At 43.6% G+C, this 16,064-nt stretch carries 18 protein-coding genes; 9 read left to right on the top strand and 9 right to left on the bottom strand.

The window, feature by feature from the left end:
- Positions 1-6: 6 nt before the first annotated feature.
- Positions 7-1,506 carry a recombinase family protein gene (locus FO446_RS10105; RefSeq protein WP_237900545.1) on the bottom strand — a complete coding sequence of 500 codons (1,500 nt, stop codon included), beginning with the start codon at positions 1,504-1,506 and terminating at the stop codon, positions 7-9.
- Positions 1,507-1,841: 335 nt separating this feature from the next.
- Here FO446_RS10105 and FO446_RS10100 point away from each other — a divergent pair, with 335 nt between their 5' ends.
- Positions 1,842-2,687 carry a discoidin domain-containing protein gene (locus FO446_RS10100; RefSeq protein WP_232774835.1) on the top strand — a complete coding sequence of 282 codons (846 nt, stop codon included), beginning with the start codon at positions 1,842-1,844 and terminating at the stop codon, positions 2,685-2,687.
- 431 nt (positions 2,688-3,118) lie between these two features.
- Here FO446_RS10100 and FO446_RS10095 read toward each other — a convergent pair whose 3' ends face one another.
- On the bottom strand, positions 3,119-3,349 hold the full coding sequence (locus tag FO446_RS10095) for a hypothetical protein (RefSeq protein WP_237900543.1): 231 nt from the start codon (positions 3,347-3,349) through the stop codon (positions 3,119-3,121).
- Between the two features lie 117 nt (positions 3,350-3,466).
- Positions 3,467-4,276, bottom strand: a complete 810-nt coding sequence (locus tag FO446_RS10090; protein WP_237900541.1) for a metallophosphoesterase family protein — start codon at positions 4,274-4,276, stop codon at positions 3,467-3,469.
- 64 nt (positions 4,277-4,340) lie between these two features.
- On the opposite strand from FO446_RS10090, the gene FO446_RS10085 reads away from it, so the two are divergent.
- The 3 genes from FO446_RS10085 to FO446_RS10075 all read left to right on the top strand — a co-directional run bounded on the left by FO446_RS10085 (position 4,341) and on the right by FO446_RS10075 (position 6,119).
- A complete protein-coding gene (locus tag FO446_RS10085) occupies positions 4,341-4,664 on the top strand; it encodes a recombinase family protein (protein WP_330873247.1) in 324 nt (107 codons plus the stop codon).
- A 243-nt stretch (positions 4,665-4,907) separates the two neighbouring features.
- A complete protein-coding gene (locus tag FO446_RS10080) occupies positions 4,908-5,387 on the top strand; it encodes a hypothetical protein (RefSeq protein ID WP_232774840.1) in 480 nt (159 codons plus the stop codon).
- Between the two features lie 420 nt (positions 5,388-5,807).
- Positions 5,808-6,119: a hypothetical protein gene (locus tag FO446_RS10075; RefSeq protein WP_237900539.1), complete on the top strand. Its 312-nt coding sequence runs from the start codon at positions 5,808-5,810 to the stop codon at positions 6,117-6,119.
- A gap of 610 nt (positions 6,120-6,729) precedes the next feature.
- Here FO446_RS10075 and FO446_RS10070 read toward each other — a convergent pair.
- Positions 6,730-6,990: a hypothetical protein gene (locus FO446_RS10070; protein WP_232774842.1), complete on the bottom strand. Its 261-nt coding sequence runs from the start codon at positions 6,988-6,990 to the stop codon at positions 6,730-6,732.
- Positions 6,991-7,085: 95 nt separating this feature from the next.
- Here FO446_RS10070 and FO446_RS10065 point away from each other — a divergent pair, with 95 nt between their 5' ends.
- Positions 7,086-7,415, top strand: coding sequence for a DUF7674 family protein (locus tag FO446_RS10065; protein WP_237900537.1), 330 nt, complete (start codon positions 7,086-7,088; stop codon positions 7,413-7,415).
- 174 nt (positions 7,416-7,589) lie between these two features.
- Here FO446_RS10065 and FO446_RS10060 read toward each other — a convergent pair whose 3' ends face one another.
- Complete coding sequence (locus FO446_RS10060) at positions 7,590-8,051, bottom strand: sigma-70 family RNA polymerase sigma factor (protein ID WP_229088001.1); 462 nt, start codon at positions 8,049-8,051, stop codon at positions 7,590-7,592.
- Between the two features lie 125 nt (positions 8,052-8,176).
- Positions 8,177-8,737, bottom strand: coding sequence for a hypothetical protein (locus tag FO446_RS10055; protein WP_237900536.1), 561 nt, complete (start codon positions 8,735-8,737; stop codon positions 8,177-8,179).
- 110 nt (positions 8,738-8,847) lie between these two features.
- Between FO446_RS10055 and FO446_RS10050 the strand changes: the two genes are divergently transcribed.
- On the top strand, positions 8,848-9,045 hold the full coding sequence (locus tag FO446_RS10050; protein WP_232774090.1) for a hypothetical protein: 198 nt from the start codon (positions 8,848-8,850) through the stop codon (positions 9,043-9,045).
- An 18-nt stretch (positions 9,046-9,063) separates the two neighbouring features.
- Here the strand turns inward: FO446_RS10050 and FO446_RS10045 are convergent, their stop codons facing one another.
- Genes FO446_RS10045 through FO446_RS10035 form a run of 3 tightly spaced genes read right to left on the bottom strand, consistent with a single transcriptional unit; the run spans position 9,064 to position 11,344 of the window.
- Positions 9,064-9,534: an ankyrin repeat domain-containing protein gene (locus FO446_RS10045; RefSeq protein ID WP_173608420.1), complete on the bottom strand. Its 471-nt coding sequence runs from the start codon at positions 9,532-9,534 to the stop codon at positions 9,064-9,066.
- A 37-nt stretch (positions 9,535-9,571) separates the two neighbouring features.
- Positions 9,572-10,000, bottom strand: a complete 429-nt coding sequence (locus FO446_RS10040) for an immunity 22 family protein (protein ID WP_173608421.1) — start codon at positions 9,998-10,000, stop codon at positions 9,572-9,574.
- Positions 10,001-10,018: 18 nt separating this feature from the next.
- Positions 10,019-11,344 (bottom strand): SMI1/KNR4 family protein, encoded by a 1,326-nt coding sequence (locus FO446_RS10035; RefSeq protein ID WP_173608422.1) that lies wholly within the window; start codon positions 11,342-11,344, stop codon positions 10,019-10,021.
- 184 nt (positions 11,345-11,528) lie between these two features.
- On the opposite strand from FO446_RS10035, the gene FO446_RS10030 reads away from it, so the two are divergent.
- The 3 genes from FO446_RS10030 to FO446_RS10020 are packed head-to-tail and all read left to right on the top strand — an operon-like array spanning position 11,529 to position 16,017.
- Positions 11,529-13,229 carry a molecular chaperone HscC gene (locus FO446_RS10030; RefSeq protein WP_173608423.1) on the top strand — a complete coding sequence of 567 codons (1,701 nt, stop codon included), beginning with the start codon at positions 11,529-11,531 and terminating at the stop codon, positions 13,227-13,229.
- Positions 13,229-15,277 carry a J domain-containing protein gene (locus FO446_RS10025; protein WP_237900534.1) on the top strand — a complete coding sequence of 683 codons (2,049 nt, stop codon included), beginning with the start codon at positions 13,229-13,231 and terminating at the stop codon, positions 15,275-15,277. The genes FO446_RS10030 and FO446_RS10025 overlap by 1 nt, the downstream gene beginning before the upstream one ends.
- Positions 15,278-15,297: 20 nt before the next feature.
- Entirely contained in the window at positions 15,298-16,017 is a 720-nt protein-coding gene (locus FO446_RS10020; protein WP_173608425.1) for a DUF1266 domain-containing protein, read from the top strand.
- Positions 16,018-16,064 lie beyond the last annotated feature (47 nt).

Genomic DNA, 16,064 nt, shown 5'->3' with positions numbered 1-16,064 from the left:
ACGGACTTAGAACGTGTATATCTCCACGCTCTCTTCAAAAACTCGTACTTCCCTCACCACGTGACGGATTAGCTCTTTTTTATCCTCAAAGGTTAGCTCATCCTGTGCCTTCGATAAATAATATTCAGCAGCTTCCTGGATCAAGTTGCGGCTATACTCATAATTAGTTTGCAGCTTCGTTTGTTCCTTCAACTCACTTAAACGCTGATTCAGTTTATCTTCTTTCTCCTTCAGTTCTTTCAACTCTTGGCGAATATCTTCTTCACCAATATCTTCTTCGCCGGAAGCAAACAGTTTAAGCAATCTCTTGCGACCCGCTTTTGTTTTTTCGAGTTCCTTTTGCAAGCGTTCCATCTCCACTTGCTCGAATGGAGTTTCCACTTTATCTTCCACTGCCACGGCAATCTCATCAGGATTATTCAACCAAGACGCAACTGTTTCCCAAACCTGATTGTCCAATTGCTCACATCTGACACGGCGACCGCATCCCTTATTTTTTGCTCCTGCTGTATTCTTAACGTCGGTATACTCAAATACATGCTGGCTCCAGTTTTTCGCTTTTCTTCCTGGCATCGTATTTCCACAAGTCCCGCAACGTACTAGGCCGCTTAAGAGGTACTCGTTAAAGCTCCGGCCCGCCCATCTTCTTCTGGATTCCTTTAGTAGTCGTTGAGCATGTTCAAACTTCATTTCATCAATAATGGATGGGCAGGGCAGTAATATCCATTCTTCTTTTGGACGCATTTTCATACGGACTTTCTCATCCGGTTGCCGAAACTGGTTGCCGAGCATCCCTTCTGTATTCCATTTATTCTGATAAAATCTCCCCACATATGCCTCATTCATGAGCATCTGACGTACCACTTGTCGATGCCATACACTCGCCCCACGCTTTGTAGGAACCCCCTTGCTGGTCAAGTAAACGGCTATTCCATTTATCCCTTCAACAAGATCATTTGGCTGAGTAAACAGATCAAATACAAGTCGCACTACTGCTGCCTCAGCTTCATTTATGACTATCTGTTCCTTCTCTGAATCATAACTGTACCCATATATTTGAAAGTCACGTAGAACGCGGCCCTGTCTTGCCTTTTCTCTTCTTCCACGACTCATACGCTCATTAATTTTTGCCTTCTCAAATTCAGCAATCGCTCCACGCATGCTGTAAAAGAGTTGACCTTCAGGCGTTTTTGCATATTCGCCATTTACGAACACAAGCTCTACACCACGTTTATCAAATTCATCTGTTATAAGCAACTGGTTCATTAGCTTACGCGATAAACGGTCAGGGTCCAGGCAGACAATTTTTGTAATGACCCCGTCCTTCACATCTTGTCTAAGCCTTGAGAGAGCCGGACGATCTAGGAACTCGCCTGATACATCATCTATGTACTCGGCAACTTCACTCGTCGCTGCCTTCTTCCTGCATTCTCTTAACTGATCGTCGAGGCTGAATCCGCTCTTGGCCTGCTCCTCTGTACTCACCCTGGCATATATTCCGATCATACGGCTTCTCCCTCCTGTATTTTCCTAATAAATAGTGGTAACAGGCGGAACGTATACTGTCAGTAGAACTTCCCGGTATAATCTTTACATGCACCGTTCATCCCCTCCTGTCGAGAAGATATGCGCGAACGGCTTGTCAAAAGTAGTGAGGAAACGTGAAAAACCCGTCTCCTTAAAAAAGGGACGGGTTAGCTATTTTTTGAACTCTATATGAACAATTCTGCTTACTGTTCCTTTGATTTGAATTTATTCCTTTTACTGTTTTGCTCGAATCATCGATATGTAATATATTTCTATGTGGAATTATCCATTTTTAACAGTTCAAGGAGGTTTTTATGATTTTTGTAAAGAAGAAGTACAGTAAGCTTTTTGTAAGTATTGGTCTAATCACCACCATTTTATTTTCTGGGCAAAATATTAGTTTAGCAGAAGATCAGTTTACCAATGATTTAGTTCCAACAATGACTTCTAACACTAGTCCTTCTCCGTTAGTAATTAATGCATCTTCTCAAGATCATGAACTTCGGCCACCTTATAAAGTATTTGATGATCAAACCAAATTTGGATCAACAACATATTGGGCAAATGGCCCCATGGGAACTGGTGGAGCTGGTTGGATATCTGTAGATTTTGGTGAAAATAATGAGAAACGGGTTCAGGCGTACACTATAACTGCTTTTGGTCACACTACAGCTCCAAAGGCATGGACTATTGAAGGAAGTAATAATGATACAGATTGGGTTATCTTAGACACTCAAACAGACGTAGTATTTGCATCATCACAAAAAAAGAGTTTTGCATTTTCCAACTCTTCATCGTATCGTTACTACAGATTGAATGTAACGTCTAGTCGAGAGAATAATTCACTCGATATTCAAGAGATTGAGTTACTCGATAAAATAGAAAATACGCCTGATCCAGATCCTGATCCAGAACCAACTCCAACTGGTGATAATGCACTACTTGTAATTAAAATGATCAGTGGTCTTGAGAAAGAATATGAGCTAACTGCATCCGAAGTACAGGACTTCATCGACTGGTACAATGGCCGTGCAGATGGACGTGGCAAAGAAACATATATGTTCGATAAGGACTTTAACAAAGGACCATTTACCGCTCGCAAAGATTATGTAGCATTCAGCAAAATTCAATCCTTTGAAGTTATGGAATATAGTAAATAACACGAAGAGGCACCTCCTATATAACAGGTAGGTGCCTCTTACATTTATTGACGCTCTTCGTAGCATGCCACTCTTTGTCCAGTTTCGCATTTTAACACTCGTTTTATCTGCGGCTGAATGTAAACATTCTCCCGATCCTCGCCTGTGATGATTGATTTTGCAACAATTGCGTCCCATAAGTCTTTGCCTCGGCCGTCAATGTACGCCATTTTCTTATGGTTAGAGTGTCCGCAACCGCACGGTCCAAGACAGCTTTACGCTCCATAAGAGTAAATCCTCTAAGGTCAGCTCCATCATAATGTAGCATAATGCAACGTATAATATTGGTATTCACCCAAAAAGTTGATATGCTGCCACCAAGAGGTGATATATCCTTTAAAAGTTCCTCCTGAATTCGTTTTTCTGGAGGTACCTTTCTAAACGCTATCGTGTTACCGACAACATCTCGTCGAGCACCACGGCCGTGAATATCCCCTCTCGTACCATGTACCATTTCCCTCGATATTTGCTATATCTATTTCCGTGAAGTCGTATTGCTCAGGGAAATACTTCTCAACAGTGTAAATCTCCACGGCAGCTTTCATCGATGGGTAGGCTTTTAATATCTCACGTGCTTTCTCTTTGTCTTCAGCATTAACGAACAAATCTAATTGTGCGTTCATCTTTCCAATTCCCCCTCGTGGCAGCCCATGTTATAATGTTTTTGCCGAACATATATACGGGCTCCCTGCTGGGGGCTATTTTTTTGTCATTTTTCTATATAGCACGCACTTCTATCTTTACACTTGAATATGCACGGCGCTACGTCTTTTACCTTCACCGGGATAACCAAGTGCAGCATTTACAAAACGACATCCATTCGATTCATAATCATACCGTTGGTGAGTATGCCCAAAGCACCATACCTTGCCTTTGAGTTTAGAAAAATAAGAACTTCCGTCAAAGTAATAAAATGAATTGACCAGATCATGGTCGGCCTTGCTCCAATCGCCACCAACATGTGTAATGATTACATCTGATGACTCAATGATACCGTCAAGTTTCTTCTTCTCTTCGTCAGCGAATGTAAATGGCTTGTCCAACAAACCCTTGATCAGTCTGGAATCGTTCATTATTTCCCACCATTTTGAATACAGGGCCTCCTTTGAATATCCAAGCTCTTTAATCCCATATGAGAAGTCATACCACATTCCAACTCCACCATAGTTAATGCCATCGATTTCTACTATGTCGCCATCAAGAAAGTGCACATTGGTAAGCGAGCTGCATGTTTCTTTCATCTCGATAACACGATTAAGAGATTTTCCTCGGTACTGCTTTTCTTGATTTGCACTAACCAAATAGTAATCATGGTTTCCTGCAACTATCAGAATGTGCTCATATATCTGTTTCAACTCTTCAATCAGTATTTTGTTTTGCCAATTGTAATGACCCAGGTCACCAGCAATAACAAGCACATTATGATTCGTTTCAGGCAAAATTGCTTTTATGAAATTCTTAATTTGTGGAATCATCTTGTGCGGCGGATTTTCAACTTTAACCCAAAAATCAAGATGTACATCTGATATAAGATCAAAACCTTTGCTCATCACACACCTGCTTTCGCCTTGGAATGGTTTGTAAACCCCAACACTCTCATGATAGATTTGCTATATGATTTTATTTTTTGAGGTGATCATAATGGTTGCTGTTTTTATCCGCACTGCCTTCAACGATTATAGAAAGACCGAAAAACAAATGGAGTCCTGCATGCCACATGTCAAAAATGTAGCTCATAAGGTTTACATAGAAATCGACGTTAAAACCATTGACTCTGATCGTCCTGGCCTGTCTCAATTGCTTACGGACATAGAGGCTGGGGTGGTAAACAAGGTAATCTGTCACAGTGCTGAGCGAATCTCTCGTAACCCAGTTGAATTGGGGAAGTTCATGCAGCTTGCTACTCAGATGAATGTCCCATTAGTGTTTGCCGAGTGATTCTGAATGGAATCACTTTTTCTCTTTTGTTAAATGATGCCTTGTCCCATGTAGCAACAGCCTGTATCGATATTTCGATTCCCTCCTCTTGGTTTTTAAACTTCCCCTCGATGAAAAAGAGTCACACAAAGGTTTCTTATCTAAAAATTACCAATATAAGTAATTTTTGTTGATATTTTCTTCGACTTGCATTATGCTGTCCTTGTGTTTATTTCCAAATATTTCAAGATAGGAGTGTTATTGATGAAAGCTTTTAAACGAATCGCTTTTAGCTTGGCTTTAACTTCAATTGTATCTGCATTTTCTATTGTTAGTGGAGCTTCTGCAGTGTCTCCAGCCACCCCCCAAGAGGTGCCTGCAAATAAGGCATTAATAAAACCATCGGATACAGATGGCAGAAATATTAGCTACCATGGTTCTTTTCATACTAGGCTTATCGCTGGTCCTCTCCCAATTAGTACTTATGGAACTGTACCTCTCACTGTTGTCCAGTACTATCCATTTTCCTCCGATAAACCTAAACTCACTTATCAATTTAGAAATCACAGTGGCACAAAAGCGTCTACAAAGCATCATGTTCCTGAAAGATATGAAGATGAGAATTATACAATCACATTTACCGATGTTCCAAAAGGAACAAAAGATGAGCCCATCTTCTTATACATTGAAAACGCAGTCTCCGAGTCTAGAAACGTTAATGTAAATGGATACACATCATATTAAATAAGATGTAACGTCCTAAACTAACTGCCTTTCAGATAAATTAAGGTCCTCCAATTTATGAAATAACTGTCTATAAGCTTGCATATAGATGGTTATTTCTTTTCTCATCTTGACTGTTTCATTAGCGAAAGCCTCAGGATTCATATTGACCGTCCTTCTCACAATTAATGTTTTGTTAAGCTCAGCTCGTTTATAACAAATCCACCAAAAGTTATAACTTTAGTTAGCAGACAGATATAGATAGAATGGCGTATGTTATATGTGCCCGTTGTAAAACACGCTTTCTTATCTGTTGATGGAACGCCGTATGCGCTGAAAGGCGCCTGTACGGTGTAGGCTCGAACGAAATCCCACAAAAATAGAAGGGTATAAGTCGAGAATAGCATTGATGAAACGCCAGCAGTTGGGACAATTACTCTTTTGAATGCGAGCATTTTACTGATTAGCTTCAATGAAGAATTATCAGATGATACTTTAACGATCAATGATATCAATCAGTTAATCACCCACATTAGCAATCAAAATGGAGCGAATCTCAGAAATCCTGCGATTAATCAAAGTATTGAATGGGATACTAGCAACCCCGAAAACCCTGTTCTTAAAATTTACATGGGTTATAACCCTGAAACATGGCACACTGGATTTACTTATAAAGTCAAATTTGTTTCAGGTGCTGTAAAAGATATGAGTGGAAATATTACTTATGAAACGCCATTCAGTAGCGAATTTTAGACAGCCATCAACGGCCCTCGGGATATCCCGGGGGTATTTTTTGTGTCGGGACTACGGCATTTAGAATCTCTTTTTTATCAAATCGTGTGTTTTGTAAATTTGTTAAACTTTTGTTCAGTAATGTTATATACTGATAAAGCCCGTTGTAATTTTTCACCTTTTTCCGTTGATGGAACGCCGTGTGCGATGAAAGTCGCCCGCACGGTGTAGGCTCGAACGAAAACCCTCAGAAAGAGAAGGGTATAAGTCGAGAATAGCAATCACAAACCTATAATTATCAAGCAACTAGATGTTTTCCAATTAACTTTGAGATTCCCGAATGGACTACTCGAGTTTTCGGATTATATTAGGGACCCCGAAGATGATCCTCTAACTTATTCCATTACTCTAAGTGACAGTAGTATTGCTCAAGTATCCATTGACAGTTCAACTGGTAATGCTAACTTCACCGCATTAAAAGCAGGCCAAACTACTGGTACTATTACAGCAAGTGATGGAATAAGTGGTGAAGTATCTTATAGCTTCATTTTTAAAGTTATTGAGTAGTTTCCATCGACGAACCCTTAGGAAATCCTAGGGGTCTCTTTTTACTAAATTACTGTTGTGTTGATTACTCGTTCCAGCAAATGACCTTTGGTTCTGTGTAAACAAAATCTTTGCCCAAGAACTCACCGAAAGTCATGTTTTGGTAACCCTCTTCCGCTTCAAACCATCCTTCTCTTTCGAAAGGAACCTCTGACACACCATCAATAGTTTCGTGCCATTCCGCATCGACGTAGGAGTTATGCATTTCCAAAGCCTCTTCTTTCGATTGTGCAACGATGTATGTCGTGTAGTCCTCGCCAACTCCGAAAATCTTGAAATTCATCATAACCGCCTCCATTTTACTTAATAACAAAATGTTAAATAACGATTTTTCCATGTGATAAAATTTCGATATACCTTTTATGGGGTGAACTTTTTGAAATGATACAAAAGCATGAGGTTATCGATTTATTCTTATCTGCTTGTCCTTCCTATAAAGAAAGATGGCTCCATTTTGTTAGTGAAACTTACGACGATAGCGAAGAGCATCTCCCGTATATTGATGTCTCAGATTTCGCCCAACATGTAGATGAGCTTTACCAACAGCAAATGTTAACTGAGTTGCCAATGATATTTGAGGTTTTAGAAATGCTCCATATCAACGGTGACGACTATGTTAAAGAATTAGCGACAATTGCGTTTCTGGAATCATTGCTAGGTTGTGAAATTTCAAGCTCAATTGAATGTTTTCTGATGCACATTTCCCTATAGGGACAAGAATTATGGACAATCTCATATCCTATCTAAAACGGAATGCCCCTGATAAAGCTTTTATAGGTCTCTTTTCGTCTAACGAAGTTAAGAATCGGTATGAGAAATACGTTTTTAAGCAGTACCTTGCTTTGGACAGGAATGTCTCGAGTAGCGCCAGTTGTTGGTGGTGTATCAGGACCTGGGGCTCGTCCTATGTAGGAAGAAGGGCTTCGTTATATCTTTCAATTTTTGGGGAATCTTAATGGTTCCCTTTTCTTGCGCTAAGCTCTTGATGCACCCTTTTGACATTACTATCTCATTCTCAATACAACGCGCAGCATACGTAGCCAGCTTGGTGCCCTTATCCACCTGATAACTCTCGATTGCTTTGATCAGGCCGATGGTACCGATGGAAATCAGATCTTCACTGTCCTCACCCGTGTTCTCGAATTTCTTCACAATATGCGCCACCAAACGCAAATTGTGCTCAATCAGCTTGTTGCGGGCGTAAGGGTCGCCTTTGGCCATGAGTCGGAGGTACTTTTCTTCTTCGGTGTCCTGAAGCGGTTGCGGGAAGGCATTGTTCTTGACATAAGCCACAAAAACAAGAAGTTCTTTAAAAACAAGGGAAAGCGCCGCGATAATGCTGGACATGGCTGCCACCTCCACGTCTGGAATAGCTTACTTCTATCCTTATGTGGGCGGTCGCCTATATGTGCATGTACGCTAAAATAACCGAGTGAATAAGCGAATCCTTCTTTGTACAAAGACGTACTCGGTTAGTGGCTGATTAAACGAAGGTAAATGAACACGAGCGAGTCAGATATTCCAAAAACCGCATGGTCATCCCAATCGTCTTTTATCGAAATAATTTCAAGATTACTTAATTGCGGTTGTAAAAATTGAATAAACTCCTCAGACACACCATCTTCTCTCAGTTCCTTATTCAAGTTTTCCATGTACGCTGTACTGTTCATGCGTCTCATTTGATTCGGATTTATATACTGAGGAAAAATATGTGTATGTAAAATATGAACGATCTCCTCTTTTGAGAAATCATCTCCATAAAAATCAGACCAACTCTCCCAATGATGGACATACTTTTTAAAAACACCTACAAAGGCATCTTCCCATGACATGAATTGTTTTCTGGGAGCAAATACCAAGGTACCCGTGAAGCCGCCTTGCTTAACATATTGATTAAGTCTACCATCGACAATTAAAACGCTATCCAATGGGAGATAAATGACGTAAATCTCCCTCTGGCTTAGTTGAAAATGTAACCATTTTTCGGCGAACACCTCTGTGTATTCAACTAAGTTTTTTATGTTGTCGGGCATATGAGCCTCCCTATCGTTTTCGTTACAATATTTTTTAAAAATTATATTTTTTGGTACAATGATCCAAACGAATTGGCATATCTAAACCAAAGTTATTGGAGTGGTCACCCATGCTAGATTTTGGCGCTGTGTCGCTCGAATGGGGTACGTTACTCATTCAGCTCTTTGTCTTCCTCATGCCTTTAGCCCTTTTCATTGCTTGCTGCATTTTCATCGTAAAACGCACAGGAACCAAGCAAAAAGCCTTCGACGAGCTGGAAAAACGCGTCGCAGCACTCGAACAAGAAAGAAAGCGTCCGAAATTATAACGGACGCTTACCTTTCCCCTATTCAAATAATGCCATCATCTCTTCGTCTTCTCTCTCGCGCGCTATATCGTATGGTGTTTGCCCCTCTATGTCCTTTTTGTTAGGATTCGCACCTTTAGCCAGCAGCAACTCTACCACATCCACACGCTCCTCTCCATCCGCTACCTGTGTGTGCAGCGGGGTACTTCCATCATGAGCGCTGGCATGTATGTCTGCACCGTGGGCGATGAGCGCCTCTGCAACCTCTGGATAGAGTGCAATATGCAACGGGGTAATGCCCTCATCGTTTTTCGCATGAACATCTGCTCCCTGTGCCACCAAGTACGCAATAAGGTCGACATCGTCTGTCATCACAGCTCCATGCAGTACGGAAAACTCATACTCATCCTTTTCATGCAGCAATTCCGGCTGTTGCGTGACGATCTTCTTTACGAGCTCAATATCTCCCAGTTCAGCCGCATCGTATAAATCTGCGAATTTGTAAGCCATGTCTGCCTCCCCTAACTTATGTATTCCTCCCTGTTCCTTACCGCTCCTCTGTTTCAAAGACAAGTTTGGCGAGCAGGACCAGCGGTGAGTCTTTTTCTTGCCCATCCTCAGTGAGTTCGAACAGTTTTTCGTTAATCGGACCGTACCTCGATTCATTGCCGTACAGCAAAATGACATGTGGGTACTTGCCAATCTCCTCTGTTAGCTTTTTCGGCCATTCTTTTCTGTCGAGTGTTGCATTCATCGCATATTCGTTTTCCAAATACGTCAAAAAGTCCGCTCTGGCCTCTGCATCCTGTACCTCATGCACTTCAAAAAAATCCTCGTCTACCCATTCAAGACCCGATGCTGTTAAAAAGCCAGACGGTATCACTTCCCCGTCCTCGTCGTAAACCGGAGTCAGAAAATCCGCTAGCTCATCAGAAGACTGCAAGGTTGTTCCCCATACCGTTACCACATTTCTCATTGTAATTTCCCCCCTCGTCTACTGCTTTACTGTTTCCAAGGAAGAGCGAATGCGATCTACACGCTCCTTTTCCTTGCGCAGAATGGCTTTCTCGTACGCTACATCCAACAACCGATTAATTTCTTCCCAATTCGCCTCACCGGAAGGCGATTCACCGCTTGTCAGCATTTTGCCCCAAGCACTTAATGCAATCTGCCGCTGTGCTTCATTTCCGTCCAGCCAACGAATCAGATCATCCCATTGTGGACGTGACACCGCGAAAAGCTCATCCCAGCCTTCAATCGGGTACGCCACATGCGGTTCCATCCATAAAATGACTTCTCGGGAGCGAAAGTGATGCAAATGACTGTTGGCAGCATATCCTACCAAACATTCTTTTCTGGCAACGACTTCATCCATTTCAGCCAAAACTCGCTGTAACCCCTCTTCTTCGGGCAAACAAGCTGCCGTTACATATGCACGCAAGGTTGAGCCTATACGTTCATAATGTGGCCCGGACTTCCATAGCGAGCGCACCCAGCCCTCTGCCTTCTTGCCTACTGTCTCGACAATGAGCTGGCACCAAAGTAACAGATTGCTTGATGAGGTTTCCTGCTCGATTTGCGTTACCCATTTTTGTAAAACTGGCTCCCAATCGTACTGAGTAAATGCCTCTTGGATACGCGAATCTCCTGCACCATGCATTTTGGCAAACAAGACTAGCTTTTCGAAATCTTGTGCTGCCTCTTCAAAGGTTAGCGTCCGATAGATTTGCAGCCATTCTTTCCACTCTTGTGCGACTTGTCCCTCGACATCGAGTCCATCTGCACCGGCGAGTGCTTCATAATTCCAGCACTCTGCCCCAATACAGCCCAACTCCGTGACCCGCTCTATGAACTCTGTGAAGCTTTTGCCGAGCAATAGGAATTCGTCTGTCTCATGCCCCCAGGAATAAACGGGCGGGTCATCCACGCCTGTCGACAAATCGATGAGCAGCATGTCGCCATTCCCGCCGACGTGAAAACAGAGATACCTTTTCTCGTCCTCACTCTCTTCGTCCCCACCAAAGTACGGCCACTCAAACGCATCCAATGACCATCCCAAATCCCCACTCAGCGAAAAAGGGTCTAACGCTCGAGATGGCAACGACCAATTTATTTGAACCTGACTACTGCCCGCAAGCAAAATAGTCCGGATCGTCGCGGGAAATCTGATCCCGAGACTTTCCTCTCTACTCTCGATTTCTTCCAGCCTTGCTGGTGGTTCTATAGTGAGCGGCCAAACCTGAGCACCTTGTCGCTCCATATCATGCATAAGTAACTTCCACGTTTCAAACCACTTTTCCATTCGCTGCTGCATTGGCATAACGACCTCTCTCGTCTGTCGTTTTCTATCTTAGGAATTCTATATCTATTTTCGTTATCTAAAATTCGATTTCATATCCTACTAAAGCACCAATTATATCCATTTTTTTCATGGTAAAATTATCTACAAAGTAACTATTTTTGCCGATATTAGTAGAAAAAACTCGGAAATGAGGACCTAGCTGATGACCACCATAGGAATTGATTTGGGCACGACGAACAGTCTGGTGGCCTACTGGACTGAAAATGGACCCGTGCTCATTCCAAACGCGCTCGGAGAAACACTGACTCCTTCTGTTGTCAGCGTCGATGAGAATGGCGAGATCTTGATTGGAAAAATCGCCAGAGAGCGTCTCTTGACTCACCCAGATCGAACAGCTTCTACCTTCAAACGGTTTATGGGGACAGAAAAAAGATACCAACTGGGGAGATATTCCTTTTCTGCCGAAGATCTTTCCTCCTTTGTGATTAAATCTTTGAAGGCGGATGCAGAGGCTCATTTAGGGCATCCCGTTCACGAAGCGGTTATCAGTGTGCCTGCCTATTTCAACGACACACAACGCAAAGCAACCAAGCGAGCAGCAGAGCTTGCTGGACTAAAAGTGGAGCGCTTAATCAGCGAACCGACTGCTGCCGCGATCTCATATGGGCTCCATCAGGAGGAATCGGAGACACAATTCCTCGTATTCGATTTAGGTGGCGGAACGTTTGACGTTTCTATTTTGGAAATGTTCGAAGGTGTGATGGAAGTAAAATCAATCGCTGGAGACAACTTTTTGGGCGGCGAAGACTTTACCGATCTGATCGCCTCTTATTTCATAGAAGCCCATCGACTCGATATCAACACGCTGGACAGTAAAGCGCGTTCGTCCATTCACAAACAAGCTGAGTTGTGCAAGCGTGCCTTGTTTGTGGACCAAGAAGGGAAAATGAGTGTCAATATCCAGGGAGAGCTGGTTGAATCGACTCTCAGCCGGAATCAGCTGGAAGATCTCGCGTTTCCCCTGCTGCAACGACTGCGTCAGCCAATCGAGCGCGCTTTGAGAGACGCCTCCATCTCACCTCGGGAATTGGACGCAATCGTGCTTATTGGTGGTGCGACGCGGATGCCGCTTATCAAGTCCATCGTAAGCAAAATATTTGGGCGACTGCCCTATTCCCATATTAATCCCGATGAGGCTGTTGCATTGGGAACAGCGATTCAAGCAGCACTCAAGGAACGCAACGAGGCGTTAAACGAGCTAGTTTTAACAGATGTTTGCCCATACACACTCGGTACGGGTATTGTACAAACCATGGCAAACGGCAAACACGAGGATGGCTACTTCTTTCCGATCATCGAGCGCAATACGCCAATCCCGGTCAGCCGGGTAGAACGGTTATACACCGTTCTCGATTATCAACGCTCCATTCTCGTTGACGTGTATCAAGGCGAAAGCCGACGGGTCGAACATAACCTCAAACTTGGCGAACTGGATGTAAAAGTTCCCCCTGCCAAAAAGGGCGAGGAGTCTATCGATGTTCGTTATACATATGATATCAACGGGATTCTCGAAGTCGAAGTGACTGTCGTATCTACAGGGGTCAAAACCAAGGCCGTCATCGAAAAAAACCCGGGCAGCCTTTCACCAAAAGAAATTGAGGAGCGTTTTCAAGCCCTCCAAAACATTAAGATCCACCCCAGGGAACGAACCGAAAATCGATTGCTTCTGGCAAAAGGCGAGCGTATGTATGAAGAAGCGTTGGGCGAAAACCGTATGATCATTGCGAATTGCTTACGCCGATTTGAAAGTGTCCTGTCCACCCAAAATGATAGAGACATTGCCAAAGCAGCAGAAGAATTGAAGCAACAGCTGGACATGTTTGAAGGGTGGAATGAGTATTAATGGGGATTTGGGAGATTCTCGGGATTGAACCGACGGACAATCCTGCCCAGATAAAAAAGGCTTATGCCAAAAAGTTGAAGGTGCACAATCCGGAAGTTGATCCTGAAGGATTTCAGCGATTGCGAGAGGCATACGACCTCGCCCTGAAGTTCACGGGCAATGACAAGCGGAATCGCAGGATCGAAGAAACGCCCCTACCTGAAAAAAGACAGCTGGATAGTGAGGAAAATCATGAATCGCAAGAAGAGACGATTCACCTCCAGCCGCCGAGACGACAATATGAGCTGTTGCATTCGAAACCAGCAGAAGAAGAGCAGCCTACCTACGATCCACCGCAGCGGCTCACACTGTTTGACAGGTTTTTAGAGGAAACAACGCAAGAAGTAGTCTCTGTAGAAGAAACTCCTATTCCCAAGCGGTACGATTTCACGGAGAGCTACGATCATTCCGAACGCTCCATGAACCCCTATGATATGGTGGAGCGTTTTTTCCGCCGTACGCAAATGTTGTACGACAACTATCACGAACGTATCCAGCTTGAAAACTGGCGTGAGTTGCTGAATGACGAAGCGATGTGGAATGTCGGCTGCCATCAACTCATCGATACGCGATTTCTCCACTTTTTAGAAGAACACTATCACTTGCCTCATGAGGTGTGGAAGTTGCTTGATTCCCATTTCCAATGGCGGGAGAAATCGGAAAAGCTCGCAAGTCAGCTCTCAGGACGTTTTGTCGCATACCTGAACGGCCAGCTCAATCAGACCTTTACGCTGCGTTACCACTCTTTTGAGAATCGCGATGATTTGGATATTGAAGCGTTTCTAGAATGGCGCAGCGATGCGTTATTTGCCCTCATGGAGAATGATTGCGAATCGGCTCAGAACTATTTGGCAAAAGCACATGCTCTGTACGCGCTTGACCCCGATTTGATCCGTTTACAGGGCGAATATTTTTTGCGAACCGGAAATAAGAATCGAGCCTTTCATACCTTTGATCAATTGATACGTCTTGACCCAAATAACATCGATGCGTATTTGTGCCGAGCCCGACTTTTCCTCGAAAAGGGAGACGCCGCCGATGCGATCAAAGATTGCGAGGAAATCCTCACTCGCATGCCAGAACTTTGGGACGCTCGCAGCTTGCTAGGGAAAGGTTATCTTCAGCTGGGCGAATGGGAGAAGGCTCAAGTGGTTTTTCAGGAGATGCTTTCGCATAATCCCTCCGATATCGACGCAAAGATATGCCTGACGCAAATACATTCTCCGTTTAACAAGAGGTCCGAACCGGCTGTGAACAAGCAAGCCAAAGCCGCTAGAAGAAAAACGTTGAAAGCCCTCGGGCTTCCTGGCAAGGTAGCAAGGTTCAAGCAATTTTTTGCCCTCTACACGAGACGTAACATTTGGACGATTATTTTTCTCCTTCTGCTCCATTACGCTATGTTTGCTGTCGTATCCATGAAGCTGGAGATGACTTCAGAGCAGATGTTTGACTCCTTAGTCAATAAATATAATCCTGTCCAATTGAAGACGATGGATGAGTTGAAACAAACTCCCCTTGGCTACCAGGTGGAGTTTACATTGACCAAAGCATCTTATATCAATTTGCTCCGCGTCTATGACACAGAGAAGCATCCCGAGCCAAAAGCTGAGTTCATTCCTGCCGCCAAAGCCGAAGAGCGAGATCTGTTAAATTCTGAGACAGGCTATGTAAATATAGGTTATCTGGATCAACAAGCGATCATTGTCATTACGGACTACGACCATGCCAAGGAAATTCATGACAAGCAATCCATAACGATACGAGGCACGCTGAAGGCGATACCGGATGGGGAGATGTTGCCTGTCATTGTGAATGCTTTGGAAAAACGAAAGCACCCCTACCAGTCGATTCTTTTGACTGATATGTATATCAATGCCAAGCCTGACTTGGAGGAAAAAGGATGGACGGGATCATGGCTTCTGGGCATTCTCGCGATGATTTCCATGTTGTATTACATCCGCATCATTCGTGAGATTCCCAAAACTCGCAAAGCATTGACATTCCACTAAAGGAGGCAGAGACGACTTCCATGACAAAAGAAGCAGAAAACGAAAAAGAGATCGACCCAAAGTTAAGCCGCTACTTGCATGCTCTCTCCTCTGTTTGCCTAAATCAGAAGCGGCTCGCCTATTATTTGGCCATCCACGAATACAACCGCCTGCGCGATACGTTTTTGCGGCTTCGTATTGATAACAGATGGGATACGGGGGACGCCGTGAAAACGAAAGAGCGCTTAACTTGGTTTTTAGAGCATGGGCGAAGAATTGAATTTGATCGGCATCGCCACGTATTATCTGCACTAAGCGCTGCCAATCGCTCCAACTACATCGCGTCCTTAAAAAAAGGGGATATGGAGTCAGCCCGGCAGTTGATCGTGTACGCGTACATGAACAGACTCCCACATGCCGGCATTGCCGCGTTTGATTATGCCTGGTATCTCATTATTTGCAAAGCAGGCGCCCAACAGTCCTACCTTCCCAAGGCAGATGCCGTAGAAGGCATGCTGGACGTAGCCAAGCGAATCCAACTCGCTTATTCAAGTTGGGAAGAGTATTTATTTGCCTATGCATGTGGCAATCTATACGATGAAGCAGGCGCGTCTAAAAACACGAGTAAAGCAACCGAAGCTCATATTTTGAAGCTCCTGACGGGTAAGTACAGTCCCATCCGTGAATTTGACTGGAAGTTTGATCTCACACCTTACCTGCCCTCACCCCAAGTACAAAGCGTGCCTTCTTTTAGCAGTTAAGCTTACGAAAAACGTTTCCCTCGGACTTTAAGCTCTATGTCCAATGG

It is taken from the genome of Brevibacillus brevis (assembly GCF_022026395.1).
In the GTDB taxonomy this organism is placed as follows: Bacteria; Bacillota; Bacilli; order Brevibacillales; family Brevibacillaceae; genus Brevibacillus.
This window is presented reverse-complemented; position numbering and strand designations above follow the sequence as displayed.

Coding starts and splice junctions, on each gene's coding strand:
- FO446_RS10105 (WP_237900545.1), bottom strand. CDS start 1,506: ATGATCGGAATATATGCCAGGGTGAGTACAGAGGAGCAGGCCAAGAGC.
- FO446_RS10100 (WP_232774835.1), top strand. CDS start 1,842: ATGATTTTTGTAAAGAAGAAGTACAGTAAGCTTTTTGTAAGTATTGGT.
- FO446_RS10095 (WP_237900543.1), bottom strand. CDS start 3,349: ATGAACGCACAATTAGATTTGTTCGTTAATGCTGAAGACAAAGAGAAA.
- FO446_RS10090 (WP_237900541.1), bottom strand. CDS start 4,276: ATGAGCAAAGGTTTTGATCTTATATCAGATGTACATCTTGATTTTTGG.
- FO446_RS10085 (WP_330873247.1), top strand. CDS start 4,341: ATGATTTTATTTTTTGAGGTGATCATAATGGTTGCTGTTTTTATCCGC.
- FO446_RS10080 (WP_232774840.1), top strand. CDS start 4,908: ATGAAAGCTTTTAAACGAATCGCTTTTAGCTTGGCTTTAACTTCAATT.
- FO446_RS10070 (WP_232774842.1), bottom strand. CDS start 6,990: ATGATGAATTTCAAGATTTTCGGAGTTGGCGAGGACTACACGACATAC.
- FO446_RS10065 (WP_237900537.1), top strand. CDS start 7,086: ATGATACAAAAGCATGAGGTTATCGATTTATTCTTATCTGCTTGTCCT.
- FO446_RS10060 (WP_229088001.1), bottom strand. CDS start 8,051: ATGTCCAGCATTATCGCGGCGCTTTCCCTTGTTTTTAAAGAACTTCTT.
- FO446_RS10055 (WP_237900536.1), bottom strand. CDS start 8,737: ATGCCCGACAACATAAAAAACTTAGTTGAATACACAGAGGTGTTCGCC.
- FO446_RS10050 (WP_232774090.1), top strand. CDS start 8,848: ATGCTAGATTTTGGCGCTGTGTCGCTCGAATGGGGTACGTTACTCATT.
- FO446_RS10045 (WP_173608420.1), bottom strand. CDS start 9,534: ATGGCTTACAAATTCGCAGATTTATACGATGCGGCTGAACTGGGAGAT.
- FO446_RS10040 (WP_173608421.1), bottom strand. CDS start 10,000: ATGAGAAATGTGGTAACGGTATGGGGAACAACCTTGCAGTCTTCTGAT.
- FO446_RS10035 (WP_173608422.1), bottom strand. CDS start 11,344: ATGCCAATGCAGCAGCGAATGGAAAAGTGGTTTGAAACGTGGAAGTTA.
- FO446_RS10030 (WP_173608423.1), top strand. CDS start 11,529: ATGACCACCATAGGAATTGATTTGGGCACGACGAACAGTCTGGTGGCC.
- FO446_RS10025 (WP_237900534.1), top strand. CDS start 13,229: ATGGGGATTTGGGAGATTCTCGGGATTGAACCGACGGACAATCCTGCC.
- FO446_RS10020 (WP_173608425.1), top strand. CDS start 15,298: ATGACAAAAGAAGCAGAAAACGAAAAAGAGATCGACCCAAAGTTAAGC.